The organism is Brachybacterium sp. (assembly GCF_052095815.1).
Taxonomy (GTDB): domain Bacteria; phylum Actinomycetota; class Actinomycetes; order Actinomycetales; family Dermabacteraceae; genus Brachybacterium.
Genome location: NZ_JBQDLF010000068.1, coordinates 1 through 14,584, shown reverse-complemented (window position 1 = coordinate 14,584; position 14,584 = coordinate 1). Strand labels below are relative to the sequence as shown.

Below are 14,584 nucleotides of genomic sequence, written 5' to 3'. Positions count from 1 at the left end.
GAGCCGGCGATCGCGGCGATGGTGTCGGTGTCGTCGCCGAGCGCGACGGCTGCGGCGATGCCCGCACGGAAGGTCTCCGTCGGCCCGTCGGCCGTGGCCGCCTGCTCCACCGCGTGCAGGGCGGCGTAGAGCGCGGTGACGGTGAACCCGTTGGGAGACAGGGACGCTGGAGCGCCCGAGCGCCAGGTCCCGTCGGCGAGCGCCACCCACGTCTCGCGGTGCTCTGCCGGGAGCAGTTCGATGCCGTCCTCCGGCCGGCCATGCACGGCGTCCACGACGGAGCGCCGGATCGCTTCGCACCACAGCACGCAGGAGTCTCCGGCCAGCGGGTCCGCGTGGGTGAGCTCGGCGATGGCTCGTGCGGCGCGGGCGGTGCGCTCGGGATCGTCCGGGAAGGCGAGAGCCACGGGGGCGGTGCGCATCAGTGCGCCGTTGCCGGCGGTCCGGCCGGAGCGGGCGTGCAGCTCCGCGGCGACGGAGGTCATCCGCTGAGCGAGGCCCGGGCCGCCGCCGTCTCTGAGCATTGCGCTGAGCACCTGGCGAGTCTGGGTTCCCACGTCGCTCGCACCGCCCTGCAGCCAGTCCAGGAAGCCCTGGGCGATCGCGTCGAGCCCCTCGGGAGAGTCGATCGGGACCTCGGACGCGGCGACGTGGGCGATGCACAGCGCCATCTGGGTGTCGTCGGACCACTCCCCCGGCGTGTACGGGCCGAGCCCGCCGCCGATCATCTGCGGACCCTTGCACGGGTCGTAGGGGGCCGAGGCGAACTCGTAGGGGACGCCGGCGGCGTCCCCGCAGGCAAGGCCCAGCAGGGCTCCGGCGGCGCGGTCAGCAGCGGTGGTGGTGGTCGTCATGAGGGAACGGTAGCGCGGGGGTGCGACGATCCGACCGTCCTTCACGCCGGTCGGCGCCCAGGCTCAGCGACCGGAGCTGCCGGTGGCCTGCGCGGAGACGGCGATCGGCGCCGCGTCCCGGCCACCCAGCACGATCTCGACGCCATCCTCCGGCCAGTCGAAGCCGACGGGCAGATCCGCCGCAGCAACTTGCAGCGTCCCCGCCTCCCCCGACACGAACACATGACACTGCCCGTCCTGCTCCACTGCACGCGCCCACTGGGCTCCGGGGATCTCCAGCTCGCCGAGCCCGCGCGCACCGGACAGCACCGCCTTGTGCTCGGCCATGAACTCTCCGAGTGTCTCGAGCACCTGGACCTGCAGCTCAGGCAGTGACCCGTCGGCCCGGGGCCCGAGGTTCAGCAGCACCCGGCCACCGCGGGAGACGGCGTCGACCACATGCCGTACCGCCTGCGCGCCGCTGATGTACTGGGCGGCGTCCTCGACCTGGTTGTAGCCGAAGCTCAGTCCGATGCCGCGGCAGTTCTCCCAAGCCTGGCCCTCCGGGATCTCCCCCGACTGGTATTCGGTGGTCATGAAGTCGTGGTGCGCACCGGAGAAGCGGTCGTTGATCAGCCCTTCGGGGCGTTCGCGGTAGAAGTGCTCGAGCAGCTCGCCGAGGCCGCCCGGGCCGAAGTGCAGGTTCTGGTCCGGCCAGCCGATGTCGTTCCAGAACACGTCCGGGCCGTAGCGGTCGATGAGGTCGCGCACCTGGGCGCTGCAGTACTTCCCGTAGTCGTCATCGCGCGGCCGTTTCGAGCCCTCCACCTCGTGGAGCTCGACCAGGGGTGGCGTCGGCCGCTCGTGCCAGTCCAGTCCGCCGGAGTAGTAGACCCCGAAGTGCATCCCGGCCGCGGTGGTGGCCTCGGCGATCTCGCCGACGAAGTCTCGGCGGGGCCCGCGCTGCACGGTGTTGCGTTCGCCGGTGCCGGGGGCGGCCCACAGGGTGATCCCGTCATGATGCTTGGTGGTCAGCACGACGTAGTCCGCGCCAGCACGAGCGAAGAGGTCGCTCCAGGCGGACGGGTCGAAGGCGCCGACCTGCCACTGGTCGAGGAAATCGTCGTAGGGCGCTCCGCCGTGGACGCGCCGATGATGCTCGGCAGCCGGGGAGCCCTCGAGGCGCATGGTGTTGAAATACCACTCGGCGTAGGGGTTGTGCGTGAGCCGGTCGGCAGCGTCGTCGGCCGCACCGAGCTCAGCGGTGGGCTCCGCCCAGGCGGGCACGGAGTACGCGCCCCAGTGGAGGAAGATCCCCAGCGGGGCATCGCGGAACCAGTCGGGCAAGCGCTGTGGGAGTGCGTCCCAGCGTGCGGGGTCGTCCATGGCGGGGCTCTTCGCTCTCTGAATCGTTCCCTCGAGGGGCCCGCACCACGCTACGGGCTCAGGCGCCCTTGCGCACCGTGATCGTCCATCCCGCCTCGCCCACGCGATCGAAGGCGACCACCTCGTGGCCGTCGTCCGCGGCCCACTGGGGCAGGGAGTCGGTGGCCTGGGTGCAGTCGAAGCCGATGATCAGGTCATCGCCCGTGGTCAGCTGCTCCATCGCATTCTTGGCGTCGATCAGCGGGAAGGGGCAGACGGCGCCGTTGGTCTGGAGGGTGTAGGCAGGCATGAGAGGTCCTCTCTGTCGGGGTGAGGTTCTAGCGGGGTGAGGTCAGGCGGCGGGGCTGAGCACGGGTGCGGGGCGGTTCTTCGCGGCGGCCTTCTGCGGGCGCACCAGGAAGAACCAGGCGGCAGCCCAGGTGCCGAGCATGATCGCGGCGAAGGAGACCCAGCCCTGGTAGCTGAACAGGCTGGTCTCCACGAGCGAGTTGCCGATGGTGCAGCCGCCGGCGAGCGCGGCGCCCACACCCATCGCGACACCGCCGCCGGCGCTATTGAGGATGGTTCGTGCATCCGGCACCCGCCAGCGGAACTCGCTGGCGAGCTTCGCGGCGATGAAGGAGCCGACGAGGATTCCGAGCACGAGCATCACGGACCAGTCCACGAGGGTGACGTCCCCGGTGGTGAGGAAGGTGATGATCTTGGCCGACGGGGTCGTGATGCCGAGGCCGCCGTTGCGGCCGGCGGCGGTGGAGAGCACCCAGGCCGCGATCGCGATGAGGCCCAGCAGCACACCGCCCACCCACGGGTTCCAGGGGATATCGGCGAGGTAGTGGCCGAGACCGCTGCGACGGGCGGGCAGGCGCACGCTCTGCTTGCCTGCACTGCGAGCGGCACTCCTGCGCACCTGGCGCACCACGAGCACGGCGACCAGGGCGGAGAACGCGATGGTGGGCACCCAGACGCTGACCCCGAGGGTCTCCTGGATGGTCGCGTCACCCATGGTGCGAGCGCGGGCGGCCTCGGTGAAACCGCCGAGCGGGCCGAACTTCATCACCGCCGCGAACAGCATGTAGAAGATCAGCGCCACCCAGGATCCGATGAGGCCCTCGCCGGCGCGGTAGTAGGTGCCGGTCGCGCAGCCGCCGGCCATGATGATGCCGACGCCGAACAGCAGGCCACCGCCGATCACCGCGAGCGGGGCGAAGGATGCGGGTTCGGGGGCGATCACGCCGGCGCCGGTGAGCGCGGCGACGCCGACGGCCTGGATCGCGATGGCGAGGAGGAAGGGGGTGAAGTAGCGCGCGGAGCGCGTCAGGTAGAGGTCGCGGAACGCGCCGGTGACGCAGAACCGCGAACGCTGCAGGACGTAACCGAGCACGGCGCCGAGGAACAGTCCGGTGAGGATCATGCCGGCCACGCTAACTTATGGACCCCATAAGTAGAACCCCTGATGAACGCAGAATGCGCGACGCACTCAGCTCATGGTCCGCTTCCCGCGCTGGGCGGCCTTGTCCTTGAGACCCTGCACCACGCGGCCCAGGCCCGAGGTGCTCTCGTCCTCGGCGGGGGTCTCCACGAAGTCGACGATCGAGCGCATGGTCGCAACGTCGATGCTGGGCATCCCGCCTTCGAGGAGGGTGCCGATGCGCTCGCCGACCAGGACCTCCAGGGCGTCGGCAGCCTCATCGCCGCGCTTCTCGCGGACGGTCTCGAGACGTTGCCTCAGGAGTCGCTCCGCGACAGCGGAGGCGGGAATGGGCTCGGGGTGGCCGGCGACGGTGATCTTTTCCATGGGGGTCCCCTCAGATCGAAGACCCGCTCGCCGGATCCACGGGCGTGCGGGTGCCGGGCTGCTGCGACCGGCTCACCCGCACAGTACCGGGAAGCCCTCTCCTGCCACCGATGCTTCCACCGCTTGCACCGCCGCCTCGACGAGCAGCTCCGCCGACCCCTGGGCGAACGGCCCCGGCATGCCGTAGTAGCGGTGGGCGTCCTCCACCTCGTAGCCGCCGAACGGGTACTCCCCCGCGCTCGGGAAGTAGCCGGGGCAGCCGTCGGCGTATCCCAGCACCAGGCAGGGCCCCGCGAACTCCGCACCGCAGGCAGCGACTCTCGCCGTGATCTGCTCGGCGACCTCGAGGAACGGCTCCCCGGGCAGCGTCACCACGGTGACCTCGCCGAGCCTGAATGCGCTGACCCGGCCGGACCATTCCGTGTCCTCCGGAACGGCGGCGGCCCAGTCCAGCCAGAGTTTCAGCAGGGCGGCTCGGCCCGGTTCCGCCTCGGTCAGCTCCTGTGTCCAGGCGGCGCGATCTGCGGTGAGCTGTGCGTCAGTGGGCCGGTCGAGCTGGAGGGTCACCGGCACCGAGGCGAAGCGCACCTCGCCTGCGTCGATGGGCTCTGGTGCCGCTGCCAGCACCGAGTCCGCGATCCGGGTGCCGACCCGTTCGGCCTCGGCGAAGGTCCGCGTGGAGGAACCGGTCAGGGAGTAGGACGCCTCCGCGCGGTGTCCGGTGTTGAGGTCTCCTGCGCAGCCGGTCGTGAACACGACCAGCGATCCCGCGTGCTCAGCCTCGATCCGCTCGCGCAGCGGATGGATGTAGTCACCGGACAGCAGGCGGTTGGTGCCATCAAGCACCACCGGATGGCAGGGATAAGTGAGCAGGCTGGCCACGACATGGCTGTGCTCCCGGGCCCCTCCGTCGGCCGCGTCACCGGTCACCCCCTCCGCCTGCGAGGCGAGGAACTGCAGCATCTGCACCGGCGGATCCATGGCCTGGCCCGCGTGCCGACGGTTCGAGGCGACGCCCACGCCCCGCGCGCAGCGGTGCTCCACTCGGCAGGGGTGCCGGGCTGAGCGCGCCGTCTGGCCGGCGATGATCGCCGCAGAGATGATCTGCTGCTCGATCTCCGGCGTGCAGCGGGCGAGCCGGGTCGGGGTGGAGCAGGGGCCGGCGTGGGTGTGGGTCGCGGTGACGATCACCTGCGCCGGTGCCTCGGGGTGCACTCCGGCAGCGATCCGCTGGCAGGTGCTCTCCTCGAGCACGCATACGTCCACCGTGATCAGCACCAGCTCGTCCAGGGCGAGCGCGCGGGCGCCGAGCTCGTCATGCTCGCCGGTGCTCGGCGCGGTGCGGGCGGCGAAACCCGACATCGGCACCGGGGAGGTGACCCCCAGCGCCTGGACAGATGCTCCCACCTGGATCATGCGCTGGATCATGCGCTCGTTCCTGCTCCCGATCGTGCGGGCGTGAGCTCCGTGCCGTGCTGCCAGATGCCCTGGATGGCCCCGTCGGCCTCGAGCGTCACCAGATCCGCGGGGGCGCCCACGCGCAGCGTGGTCTCACGGCCGAGGACCGCGCCCGGGGTGCGGGTGACCAGCACGAGCGCCTCTCGCAGGGACAGGCTGGTCGCGCGCAGCACGAAGCGCAGGCCCGCGGCGACGTCGGACGCTGCCCCGGCCAGCAGCTCTGTGCCCACATAGGACAGGCGACCGTCGTCGCTCAGCTCGACCGTGCCGCCCACGGCGGTCTCGTACCGGCCGGGCAGTCTGCCGGCGAGCTCGGTCGCGTCGGAGACCAGGAAGGCCCGGCCGATGCCCTTGGCGCGGAGCATGACCTCGAGCGTCTCCGCGGGGAGGTGGTGCCCATCGGCGATCAGCCCGCAGGTGAGACGGTCCTCGGCGAGCTGGGTCCACAGCGGGTTCGGGTGGCGGGCCAGCTGCGGGAAGATCCCGTTTCCCAGGTGCGTGGACAGGGTCGCGCCGGCGTCGACCGCGGCGATGAGCTGGGGGCCGCTGGCGTGGGTGTGGCCGAGGGCGACCTGGATCCCGAGCGCGGCGATCCGGGTGATCTGTGCGGGGGCATCGTCCGTGTGCGGGGAGAGGGTCACGATGCCGACAGGCCCGGCCTGCTGCCAGCGCGCGACTTCCTCGGCGTCGATCGGGCGGATCTGGGCGGCGTCGTGGACCCCGCGCGGGCCGTCCTGCGCCGAGAGGAACGGGCCTTCGACGTGCGCGAAGGGGATCGCGTGGGCGAGCTGGGGCGAGGTGGCGCGGGCCTCGGCGACAGCGCGCAGGGAGCGGCAGATCGCCTCCTCCGAGCCGGTGATGACGGTGGGCACCCACGTGGTGACCCCGCGCCGAGCGAGCGCCCCGGTGATCTCCACGATCCGCTCGGCGGTGACCTCCGGCCCGTTCACATCGATCCCGGCGAAGCCGTTGACCTGCAGGTCGATGAACCCCGGGGCGAGATAGGGAAGCACCTGCCCGGGCTGCGCGGGCCGACGGTCGATGCGGGTGATCACGGTGTCCATCGTGACCTCGAGCAGCTGACCGGTGGCCGGGTCGAGTCCGCGCACGAGGGTGCTCACAGCGACGTCACCCTTCCCTTGAACTGGGCGATGAACTGGCCGTTCGCCTCATCGCCGCCGGGAGCATTGCCTGAACGCCAGATCGGCGGGTCGATGCCGCGCTCGGCGAGCGCGGCGACGGTGCTCATCATCAGCCAGTTCATGGCGAAGGCGCTCGCGAAGGTGGAGACGGCGCCGGTGCGCTCGGCGACGCCGTCGATCTCGATCACCGCGTCCCCGACGGGGACCTTGGTGTCGATGTGCAGATCCACCACGTCGTGGAGGTCCTGCCTGGAAGGGTGGCGGGCGGGATGCTCCGGGGCGGTGGAGTCGGCGTGCTCCCGGCTGGAGACGCCGATGAGGGTGCAGCCGCGCTCCTTCGCGGTGAGCGCGGCGTCGATCAGGGCGGCGTTGATCCCGTAGGCGTTGACCAGGATCAGCAGGTCGCCTTCGCCCAGCTGGTGGTCGTCGATGACGATCCGGCCGTAGCCGGGGGTGCGCTCGATCGCCATGGACCGCAGCGCTCCGCTGGAGAGCAGGGTGCCCTCGTCGAGGATCGCGGAGACGTGCATGAGGCCGCCGGCGCGGAAGAACACCTCCTGCGAGGCGAGGTTCGAGTGCCCGCCCGGACCGTAGACGTGCACCAGGCGGTCCCCGGCGATCTGCTCCGCGAGCAGCCCGGCGGCCTCGGTGACCGCGGCCTGCTCCTCGGCGCGGATGCGGCCCATGAGCGCGGTGATCGTCTCGAAGTACTCCGCGGCGAGCGCGGCAGGATCGGCGGGGCCAGCGGGGCCGGCGGGACTGGTGGGTTCCTGGGTCATCGGGGATCGGCCTCCGCGTCGACGAACAGGTGCACATCGGGATGGGTGCGCAGCGCGGTGCCGGGGTGCGCACCGGAGATCGGCTGGTTCACGGTGTCGTGGACGGCCTGGCGCTTGACCGCCGTGGGGACGGAGACGACGATACGGCGCGCGTTCAGCAGCCGCGGAATGGTGACGGTGATGGCGTGGACCGGCACCGCGTCCAGGTCCGGGAAGTGCCCCTCGTCGACCTGCTGCTGGCGGGAGACCTGATCGAGCTCGACCACCCGCGCGCTCAGCGGGTCCGTGAAGTCCGCGGGCGGGTCGTTGAAGGCGAGGTGGCCGTTCACGCCGAGCCCGCACAGCGTGACGTCGAAGGGCTCCTCCCCCATCGCCTCGCGGTAGGCGGCGGCGGCGTCCTCCGGTGCGGCGGTGACGTCGATGCGATGGAAAGCGCGCGGGGTGACCAGGGTGAACAGCTCGTTCGCGAGCCAGTTGCCGAATCCCTGCGGGGCATCCGGCCTCAGGCCGATGTAGTCGTCCATGTGGAAGCAGTCGATCTTCGTGAAGTCGAGATCGTCCGTGGCGGCGAGCGCCTGCAGGGTGGCGGACTGGCTCGGGGCGGCGGCGAGCATCAGGCGGGCGCTGCCTCGTTCGGCGATCGCCTCGCGCAGGATCGGGGCGGCGGCCGCAGCGGCGGCGGCGCCCATCTCCTGGCGGGTGGGGTAGGTGTGGATCTCCAGCGCGGTCTCAGCAATGCTCACGGTGTCTTCTCCTCAGTCGGTGCGGGGTCGTGCTCCAGGGCGTTCAGCAGCAGGAGCGAACGGGCGATGTGCATGGGGTCCTTGACGGGCAGGGCGACCACCTCGTCCAGCGGGCTGCCGTCACGGCGGCGGTTCTGGAGCCACTCCTGGCCTGCCGGGTCCGGGAAGGTGCCCAGCGTGTACTCACGCACCCGCTGCGCCCAACGGGCGAGCTCCGGGGAGCCGGTGCGGCGGGCGAGCAGGGCGGTCGCGTACATCGCTTCGGCGTGGACCCACCAGAGCTTGGTGTCCCAGGTGCGCTGCACGAGCGCTTCGTAGGGGGTTTCGAGCAGGCGGCCGACGGGCGCGCCGCCGGCCTCCCGATCCACATAGCGCAGCAGGCCGCCCTCGGCGGCGTCCCAGCCCGTCTCGAGCGCCCGCAGCGCAAGCGAGGTGAGCGTGGCATCTGGGACTGCGAGCTGCGGGTGCTGGTCGCCGACGTGCACCAGCATCCACAGCAGCTCGAGCAGGTGACCGGGAGTGACGTGACGGGCCAGCAGGGTGTTGTGGTCCCGCGCATGGTCAGGGCGGAACTCCCACCAGGTCTCGGTGCCGAGGAAGGGGTTCTCGTCGCCGGAGGTCGCTCCCTCGTCGCCGAGAAGGGTGTTCCGGGCACCCGTGATGACTGCGAGCACCTCGTCGCTCGGCGCCGCCCGGTGCAGCTCACCGGCGACGTGGACGAGGGTCATCGGCCCTGCGAGGTCCGTGAACCCGGCGGGGACCGGATAGGGCGCACTCTTCGCGGTCCGGGCGCGGATCGAGGTCTCGGCGCCGAGCAGAGTGCGGCGAGCCTGGGCGAGCCAGCGCTCACGGCCCTGCCCTGCAGTGCCTGACTCCGTAGTGCCTGAGCCCGCAATGCCTGACTCCGTAATGCCTGGCTCCGTAGTGCCTGAGTCTGTCCCCGGTCCCGACGTCAGGCCCGCTTCCGCACCGGGCACCGTGCGTGCGGCGCCGGCGAGACCGAGCACCGCGAAGAGGTCGGCGAAGACGCTGGTCGCGAGTTCTCCGTCCTCGTCCGCGAGCTGCTCGCCGTGTTCGCTGAGTCGGAAGCTGGTGCGGCCGTCCGGGAGGAAGGCATGGTCGACGAGGAAGTCGGCAGTCTGGAGGGAGCGTCGGCGCCAGAGGGCGCTGTCTCCGCTCATTCGGCCGGCCTCGATCTCCTCGGCCGCCAGCGCGCAGGTCCAGGCCCAGCGGCCCTGCGACCAGGTGTACTTCTCGCGGCTGATGGCCTCCCCGCGGTTGGTGAAGCAAGTGCGGACGCCGCCCAGGTGGTCGTCGGCCCCCTCTCGATCCCACCAGCCGAGCACATCGCGTTCGAGGTGTGGTCGCAGTTCGAGGTGTGAGCGCAGCGAGATCACTTCCTCGCCTCCCGTCCGTCGGCCGTCGCGGTCTCCACGAGCGGCCCGTCGTAGCCCAGGGAGTCGACCAGCGCATCGACCTCCGCGCTGTGGGCAGGGCGGATCAGGCCGTAGCCGATGAACACCACGATCGAGCAGAGTACCGGGGTGGCCACCGTGATGGTCTGTGCACTCGCGGTGCCCAGCGACTCGATCGGGCCGGCGAGCAGGTATTTGTTGGTCGCGAAGACGACCAGCCCGATCGCCCAGGAGGTGATCGCCGCAGCGGAGCCGGAGCGCTTGAAGGCGGGCAGCAGGCCCAACAGCATCGGCACCGCGATCGGGCCCACGAGGGCACCGAACCAGGTGATGAGCAGGCCGAGCACTCCGCCGAAGCTGTCTGCCGTGAGCGCGATGCCCATCGACAGGACGATGAACAGGAAGGTGGTCAGCCGGGCCATGAACAGCTCCCGCTTCGCGGGCAGAAAGCTGCGGTCCCGGCGCAGGGCCGGGATGATGTCGCGCACCACCACCGAAGAGATCGCGTTCGCATCCGAGGCGGTCATCGCCATGGTGTGCGCGAACATTCCCGCGAGCACCAGGCCGATCAGTCCTGCGGGCAGGAACTGCTGCGCCATCAACGCGTAGGACTCCTCGGGGTTCGCCAGGCCCGGCAGGAAGATCGGCGCGGCCCACATGGGGATGAAGAGCACGAGCGGCCAGAGCAGGTAGAGCGCTCCGGAGAGGAGCATCGAGCGGCGAGCCGCGGCGCCGTCGGCGGTGGAGATCATGCGCATCGCGAGGTTCCAGGTGCCGCCGTTGTAGGACAGGGTGGAGATGATGATGTAGGCGAGGAAGAACCAGAGCGTGAGGTCGTTGTTGAACGGCGAGGAGTGTCCCTCGGGCAGCCGCTCCCACATGGTCCACAGCGAGGAGATCCCGCCGAGCTGGACCACCACGATGCCGAGCATCGCGATCGCCGCGACGAACTGGATGATGAACTGGCCGAGGTCGGTCAGGACGTCCGCCCAGATCCCACCGATGGTGGAGTAGATCATGGTGACCCCGCCGACCACGAGGATGCCCCACACGATCGGCAGGCCCGCGAAGACCTGCAGCAGGATCGCGCTCGCGACCCACTTGGCGGCCACGTCGAACACCTTCAGCGCTGCGCCGGACCAGGCGAGCAGCTGCTCGGTGGCCACATTGAAGCGCTTGGCCAGGTACTCCAGCGGGGAGATGATGCCCAGACGCTGGCGCAGGCGCGGCCAGCGCGGCGCGAACAGCCAGGCACCGATGCTGCAGGCCACGGTGATGCTCAGCGCCCACCAGACGTAGACGGCGAAGCCGGTGGTGTAGCCGAGCGCGGCGTAGCCGACGAACACTGCAGCGGAGTAGCCGGACATGTGGTGGGAGATCCCGACCAGCCAGGCGGGCAGCTTGCCCCCGGCGACGTAGAAGTCCGACGCGTCGGAGATCTTCGATTTCGCATAGAGCCCGATCACCACCATCACCACGAAGTAGCCGGCGATGACCACCCAGTCCAGAACAGCCATTGTTCTTCCTCGTCTCTCGAGATCCGTCTTGCCCAGGCTGACATGCAACCGATTGCAAGTCGAGAGATCTCGGCGTCGTTACCGAAACGTGATCGAGGTTGAGCTCAGCGCAGCAGGGCCGAGGGCGTCGATCAGGGCGGTGAGGATCTCGGGCCCGCGGGAGTCGGCGATGACGACCTGGTGGCCCTGCGCGATCACTGCGCGGACCAGCTGGCCGCCCACTTCCCTGCGCCGATGATGCCGATGATGGTCATGCGGTCACGCCCCGCGTGCGCGCGGCGCGCATGCCGTTGGCGATGACGACGACCTCGGCCACCTCGTGGATCAGCACCACGGCGGCCAGGCCCAGCGCCCCGAACAGGGCGAGCGGGAAGAGGACGAGGATGATCGCGAGGGCGAGGGCGATGTTGCCGGTCATCAGGCGGCGGGTGCGGCGGGAGTGCGCGAGCGCGGCGGGGAGCTGGCGCAGATCCGTGCCGGTGAAGGCGACGTCCGCCGATTCCACGGCGGCGGCCGTGCCGGTCACGCCGATCGCGATCCCCACGGTCGCAGAGGCGAGGGCGGGGGCATCGTTGATGCCATCGCCCACCATCGCCGTCGGCGCCTCCTTCGACAGCCGACGGATGTAGGCGGCCTTGTCGGCGGGGAGCTGCTCGGCGTGGACTTCGTCGATCCCCGCCTCCTGAGCGATCGCGCGGGCGGTGAGGGGGTTGTCGCCGGTGAGCATCACGGTGCGGATCCCCTGGGCATGCAGGGCGGCGACTGCTTCGGCGGCCTCGGGCCGCAGCTCGTCACGCACTCCGAGCGCCCCGATCGCCAGGCCGTCCTCCTCGACCACGATGAGGCTCATCCCCCGCGCGGCCATCCCCTCCGTGCCCGCGGCGAGGTCGCCGGGGGCGATCCAGCGGGGGCTGCCCACTCGGATCGAGCGCCCGGCGACCTGGCCGGTGAGGCCGTGACCTGGAGCTTCCTGCACCTCCGTGGCCTCCGCGGTGGCCCCTTCTGCGGCCTCGGCCGCGGCGAGCACGGCGGCGGCCAGCGGGTGGGAGCTGGTGGCTTCCAGGGCGGCGGCGAGCGCGAGGATCTCCTCGCGGCGGCGGCCGTCGGCGGTAACGACCTCGACCACCTGCGGTTCGTTGCGGGTGAGGGTTCCGGTCTTGTCGAGCGCGACGGTGCGGATCGTGCCGAGCTGTTCGGCGGCGGCTCCGGACTTGATCACCACGCCCAGCTTGCTGGCCGCGCCGATGGAGGAGATCACGGTGACCGGCACGGCGATCGCCATGGCGCAGGGCGAGGCGGCGACCAGCACCACCAGTGCCCGCTCGATCCAGGTGGCGGGGTCGCCGGCGAAGACGCCTACGAGGGCGACCAGTGCGGAGACCACGAGTACGACGGGCACCAGCGGACGAGCGATCCGGTCGGCCAGGCGCGCTCGCTCTCCCTTGGCGGCGTGGGCCTGATCGACCAGGCGCACGATCTGGGTCAGCGAGTTGCCCCGCCCGTCGGACGTGGCGCGCAGAGACAGGGTGCCGGAGCCGTTCAGGGAGCCGGCGTGCACCTCGTCCCCTGGGCCCGCCTCGACCGGGATCGACTCGCCGGTGATCGCCTAGGTGTCGAGCCAGGAGCGGCCCTCGACGATCACGCCGTCGGTCGCGACCCGGTCGCCGGCGCCGAGCAGGAGCACATCGCCAGTGCGCAGCTCAGCGGCCGGGATCAACTCGGGACCGGCGGGCCGGGACACGCGAGCGGTCTCGGGGATGAGGGCGAGCAGGGAGCGCAGGCCCTGCTTCGCACGGTCCATCGAGCGATCTTCGAGGGCTTCAGCCAGAGAGAACAGGAAGGCGAGCGCGGCGGCTTCTCCGACATGACCCAGCAGGACGGCGCCGAGGGCCGCGATCGTCATCAGCAGGCCGACGCCGAGTCGGCTGCGGCCGCGGCCCTGGACCAGTCGGCGCAGGGTGCCGGGCACGAAGGTCCAAGCGCCGGCGGCGAGCGCCAGGACGTGCACGATGAGCGCGGGGAGGTCCAGCCCTGCCCAGCCCAGCAGCAGGCCGGCGACCCACAGCACCCCGGCGGCGAGCGGAAGGGCCAGGGAGCGGTCCCGCCACCAGGGCGTGGGCCGCTCGACCTCGAGCACGTCAGAGGGGGCGGCCGGGGCTGCGGGCCCGCAGCAGGCGTCCTCGACGACCGGCGCGGGCGACGCCTTCGTCACGACCGGGCCGCAGCAGTCGTCGCTCATCGGGAGACCACGCCAGCCTCGGCGGCCCTGAGGTGCTCGGCGGTCTCAAGGGAATCGGAAGCCGCAGCAGTCGCATCGCAGCACGGGGGGACGGTGCAGTTCTCGTCGAGGCAGGGCGCACCGTCGTCGACGGCGAGCACGGTCTCGACGAGGGCCCCCAGCGTCGCGGTGAGGTGGGCGTCGGCGATCTCGTACCGGGTGCGTCGGCCCTCGGGGGTGGCGACCACGATCCCGCAGTCGCGCAGGCAGGCCAGGTGGTTGGAGACGTTGGTGCGGGTCAGATCCAGCTCCGCGGCGAGGGCGGCCGGATAGCCGGGCTCCTCGAGCAGGGACAGCAGGATCCGGGAGCGGGTGGGGTCGGCCATCGCGCGGCCCAGCCGGTTCATCACGTCGAGACGGGAGGCTCTGGTCAGCATGCAGTGACTATACAGCGCACGCTGACCTCTCCGTGGCCGCTTCGACGTGGTCCCGCCCGGTCGCGAAGCGAGCATCGCCTCATCGCCTCAGGGCCCCAGCAGCCCCTCCAGATCGGAGGCGTCCACCAGTGGGTCGTCCAGATCCACGGTGAGCTTCGAACGGGCCATCAGCCGCGCCGAGCCGGTGGTGGTTGAGTTCCAGGCGGGGAAGTCCCCCACGTCGGTCTGCCCGAGCACGGTGCCGATGAAACGGTTGCCGCGCGGGGAGATCGTCTCCAGCGTGTCCCCCGGCCCGAGCACTCCGTCACCGGCCAGCAGCGCGAGTCGCGCGGAGGTGCCGGTCCCGGTCGGGCTGCGACAGATCACGCCCGGGTGCACGTAGGTCGCCGAACGGGACTCGACGCTGCCATCCTCGAGGGTGCGCACCCGACCCATGAAGTGGACGAAGGGCAGCGGGCCCACATCCCCCAGCGACGGATGCTCCTGGCGGAGCCCCGGCCGGGCGGCGCGCACGAAGGCGTCCCCGAAGGCGGCGAGCGCGATCTGCTCGTCGGCCGTGAGCTCGAAGCCGTGCGCGGCGGCGGAGATCATCGCGTAGTAGGCGCCGCTCCACACCAGATCGAAGCCCACCGGCCCGTACTCGGGGACCTCGATCGTGAGCCCCCGCTCGGCGACGAAGGCGGGCTCACCCTGGGTGGTGATCTGTTCGACCCGCCCGTCGGCGGTGCGGGCGATGACGTGGGCGAGGCCCGACGGGGACTCCAGGGTGATCCTCTGCTCCCCGCCGTGACCCCCGCCCTGCGCCCCGCCCGTCATCTCGATCATCCCGCTCTCGAGCAGGGCGGTCGCGACGCAGATCGT

Annotated in this window: 14 protein-coding genes and 1 pseudogene; all 15 read right to left on the bottom strand. The window is 71.2% G+C overall.

The genetic code is table 11. The annotated features are described in order from the left end of the window. On the bottom strand, positions 1 to 854 hold an 854-nt coding region (locus ACTH43_RS17365; RefSeq protein ID WP_441446149.1), incomplete at its 3' end, for an ADP-ribosylglycohydrolase family protein. Positions 855 to 917: 63 nt separating this feature from the next. Further along, positions 918 to 2,219 (bottom strand): alpha-L-fucosidase, encoded by a 1,302-nt coding sequence (locus ACTH43_RS17360; protein WP_441446148.1) that lies wholly within the window; start codon positions 2,217 to 2,219, stop codon positions 918 to 920. Between the two features lie 58 nt (positions 2,220 to 2,277). After that, entirely contained in the window at positions 2,278 to 2,508 is a 231-nt protein-coding gene (locus ACTH43_RS17355; RefSeq protein WP_345083094.1) for a sulfurtransferase TusA family protein, read from the bottom strand. 42 nt (positions 2,509 to 2,550) lie between these two features. Next, entirely contained in the window at positions 2,551 to 3,630 is a 1,080-nt protein-coding gene (locus ACTH43_RS17350) for a YeeE/YedE family protein (RefSeq protein WP_441446147.1), read from the bottom strand. Between the two features lie 66 nt (positions 3,631 to 3,696). Beyond that, the gene (locus ACTH43_RS17345; RefSeq protein WP_441446146.1) at positions 3,697 to 4,014 is read right to left on the bottom strand and encodes a hypothetical protein; all 318 of its coding nucleotides are present in this window, start codon (positions 4,012 to 4,014) and stop codon (positions 3,697 to 3,699) included. A gap of 72 nt (positions 4,015 to 4,086) precedes the next feature. Continuing rightward, on the bottom strand, positions 4,087 to 5,442 hold the full coding sequence (locus tag ACTH43_RS17340) for a hypothetical protein (protein WP_441446145.1): 1,356 nt from the start codon (positions 5,440 to 5,442) through the stop codon (positions 4,087 to 4,089). Next, complete coding sequence (locus ACTH43_RS17335; protein ID WP_441446144.1) at positions 5,439 to 6,593, bottom strand: N-acetylglucosamine-6-phosphate deacetylase; 1,155 nt, start codon at positions 6,591 to 6,593, stop codon at positions 5,439 to 5,441. Before ACTH43_RS17335 ends, ACTH43_RS17340 begins: the two co-directional genes overlap by 4 nt. Continuing rightward, a complete protein-coding gene (locus ACTH43_RS17330) occupies positions 6,590 to 7,393 on the bottom strand; it encodes a sugar isomerase domain-containing protein (RefSeq protein WP_441446143.1) in 804 nt (267 codons plus the stop codon). Before ACTH43_RS17330 ends, ACTH43_RS17335 begins: the two co-directional genes overlap by 4 nt. Then, on the bottom strand, positions 7,390 to 8,136 hold the full coding sequence (locus ACTH43_RS17325; RefSeq protein ID WP_441446142.1) for a 6-phosphogluconolactonase: 747 nt from the start codon (positions 8,134 to 8,136) through the stop codon (positions 7,390 to 7,392). The genes ACTH43_RS17330 and ACTH43_RS17325 overlap by 4 nt, the downstream gene beginning before the upstream one ends. Beyond that, entirely contained in the window at positions 8,133 to 9,533 is a 1,401-nt protein-coding gene (locus tag ACTH43_RS17320; RefSeq protein WP_441446141.1) for an AGE family epimerase/isomerase, read from the bottom strand. Before ACTH43_RS17320 ends, ACTH43_RS17325 begins: the two co-directional genes overlap by 4 nt. Beyond that, on the bottom strand, positions 9,530 to 11,068 hold the full coding sequence (locus ACTH43_RS17315) for a sodium:solute symporter family protein (protein WP_441446140.1): 1,539 nt from the start codon (positions 11,066 to 11,068) through the stop codon (positions 9,530 to 9,532). Before ACTH43_RS17315 ends, ACTH43_RS17320 begins: the two co-directional genes overlap by 4 nt. 78 nt (positions 11,069 to 11,146) lie before the next feature. Continuing rightward, the gene (locus ACTH43_RS17310; protein ID WP_441446139.1) at positions 11,147 to 11,290 is read right to left on the bottom strand and encodes an NAD(P)-binding domain-containing protein; all 144 of its coding nucleotides are present in this window, start codon (positions 11,288 to 11,290) and stop codon (positions 11,147 to 11,149) included. A gap of 28 nt (positions 11,291 to 11,318) precedes the next feature. Then, positions 11,319 to 13,307 (bottom strand): annotated as a pseudogene (locus tag ACTH43_RS17305) (heavy metal translocating P-type ATPase). Further along, complete coding sequence (gene cmtR, locus ACTH43_RS17300; RefSeq protein WP_345083122.1) at positions 13,304 to 13,723, bottom strand: Cd(II)/Pb(II)-sensing metalloregulatory transcriptional regulator CmtR; 420 nt, start codon at positions 13,721 to 13,723, stop codon at positions 13,304 to 13,306. Before cmtR ends, ACTH43_RS17305 begins: the two are co-directional and overlap by 4 nt. A gap of 87 nt (positions 13,724 to 13,810) precedes the next feature. Then, the coding region (locus tag ACTH43_RS17295) for a proline racemase family protein (protein WP_441446138.1) at positions 13,811 to 14,584 on the bottom strand (774 nt) is incomplete at its 5' end.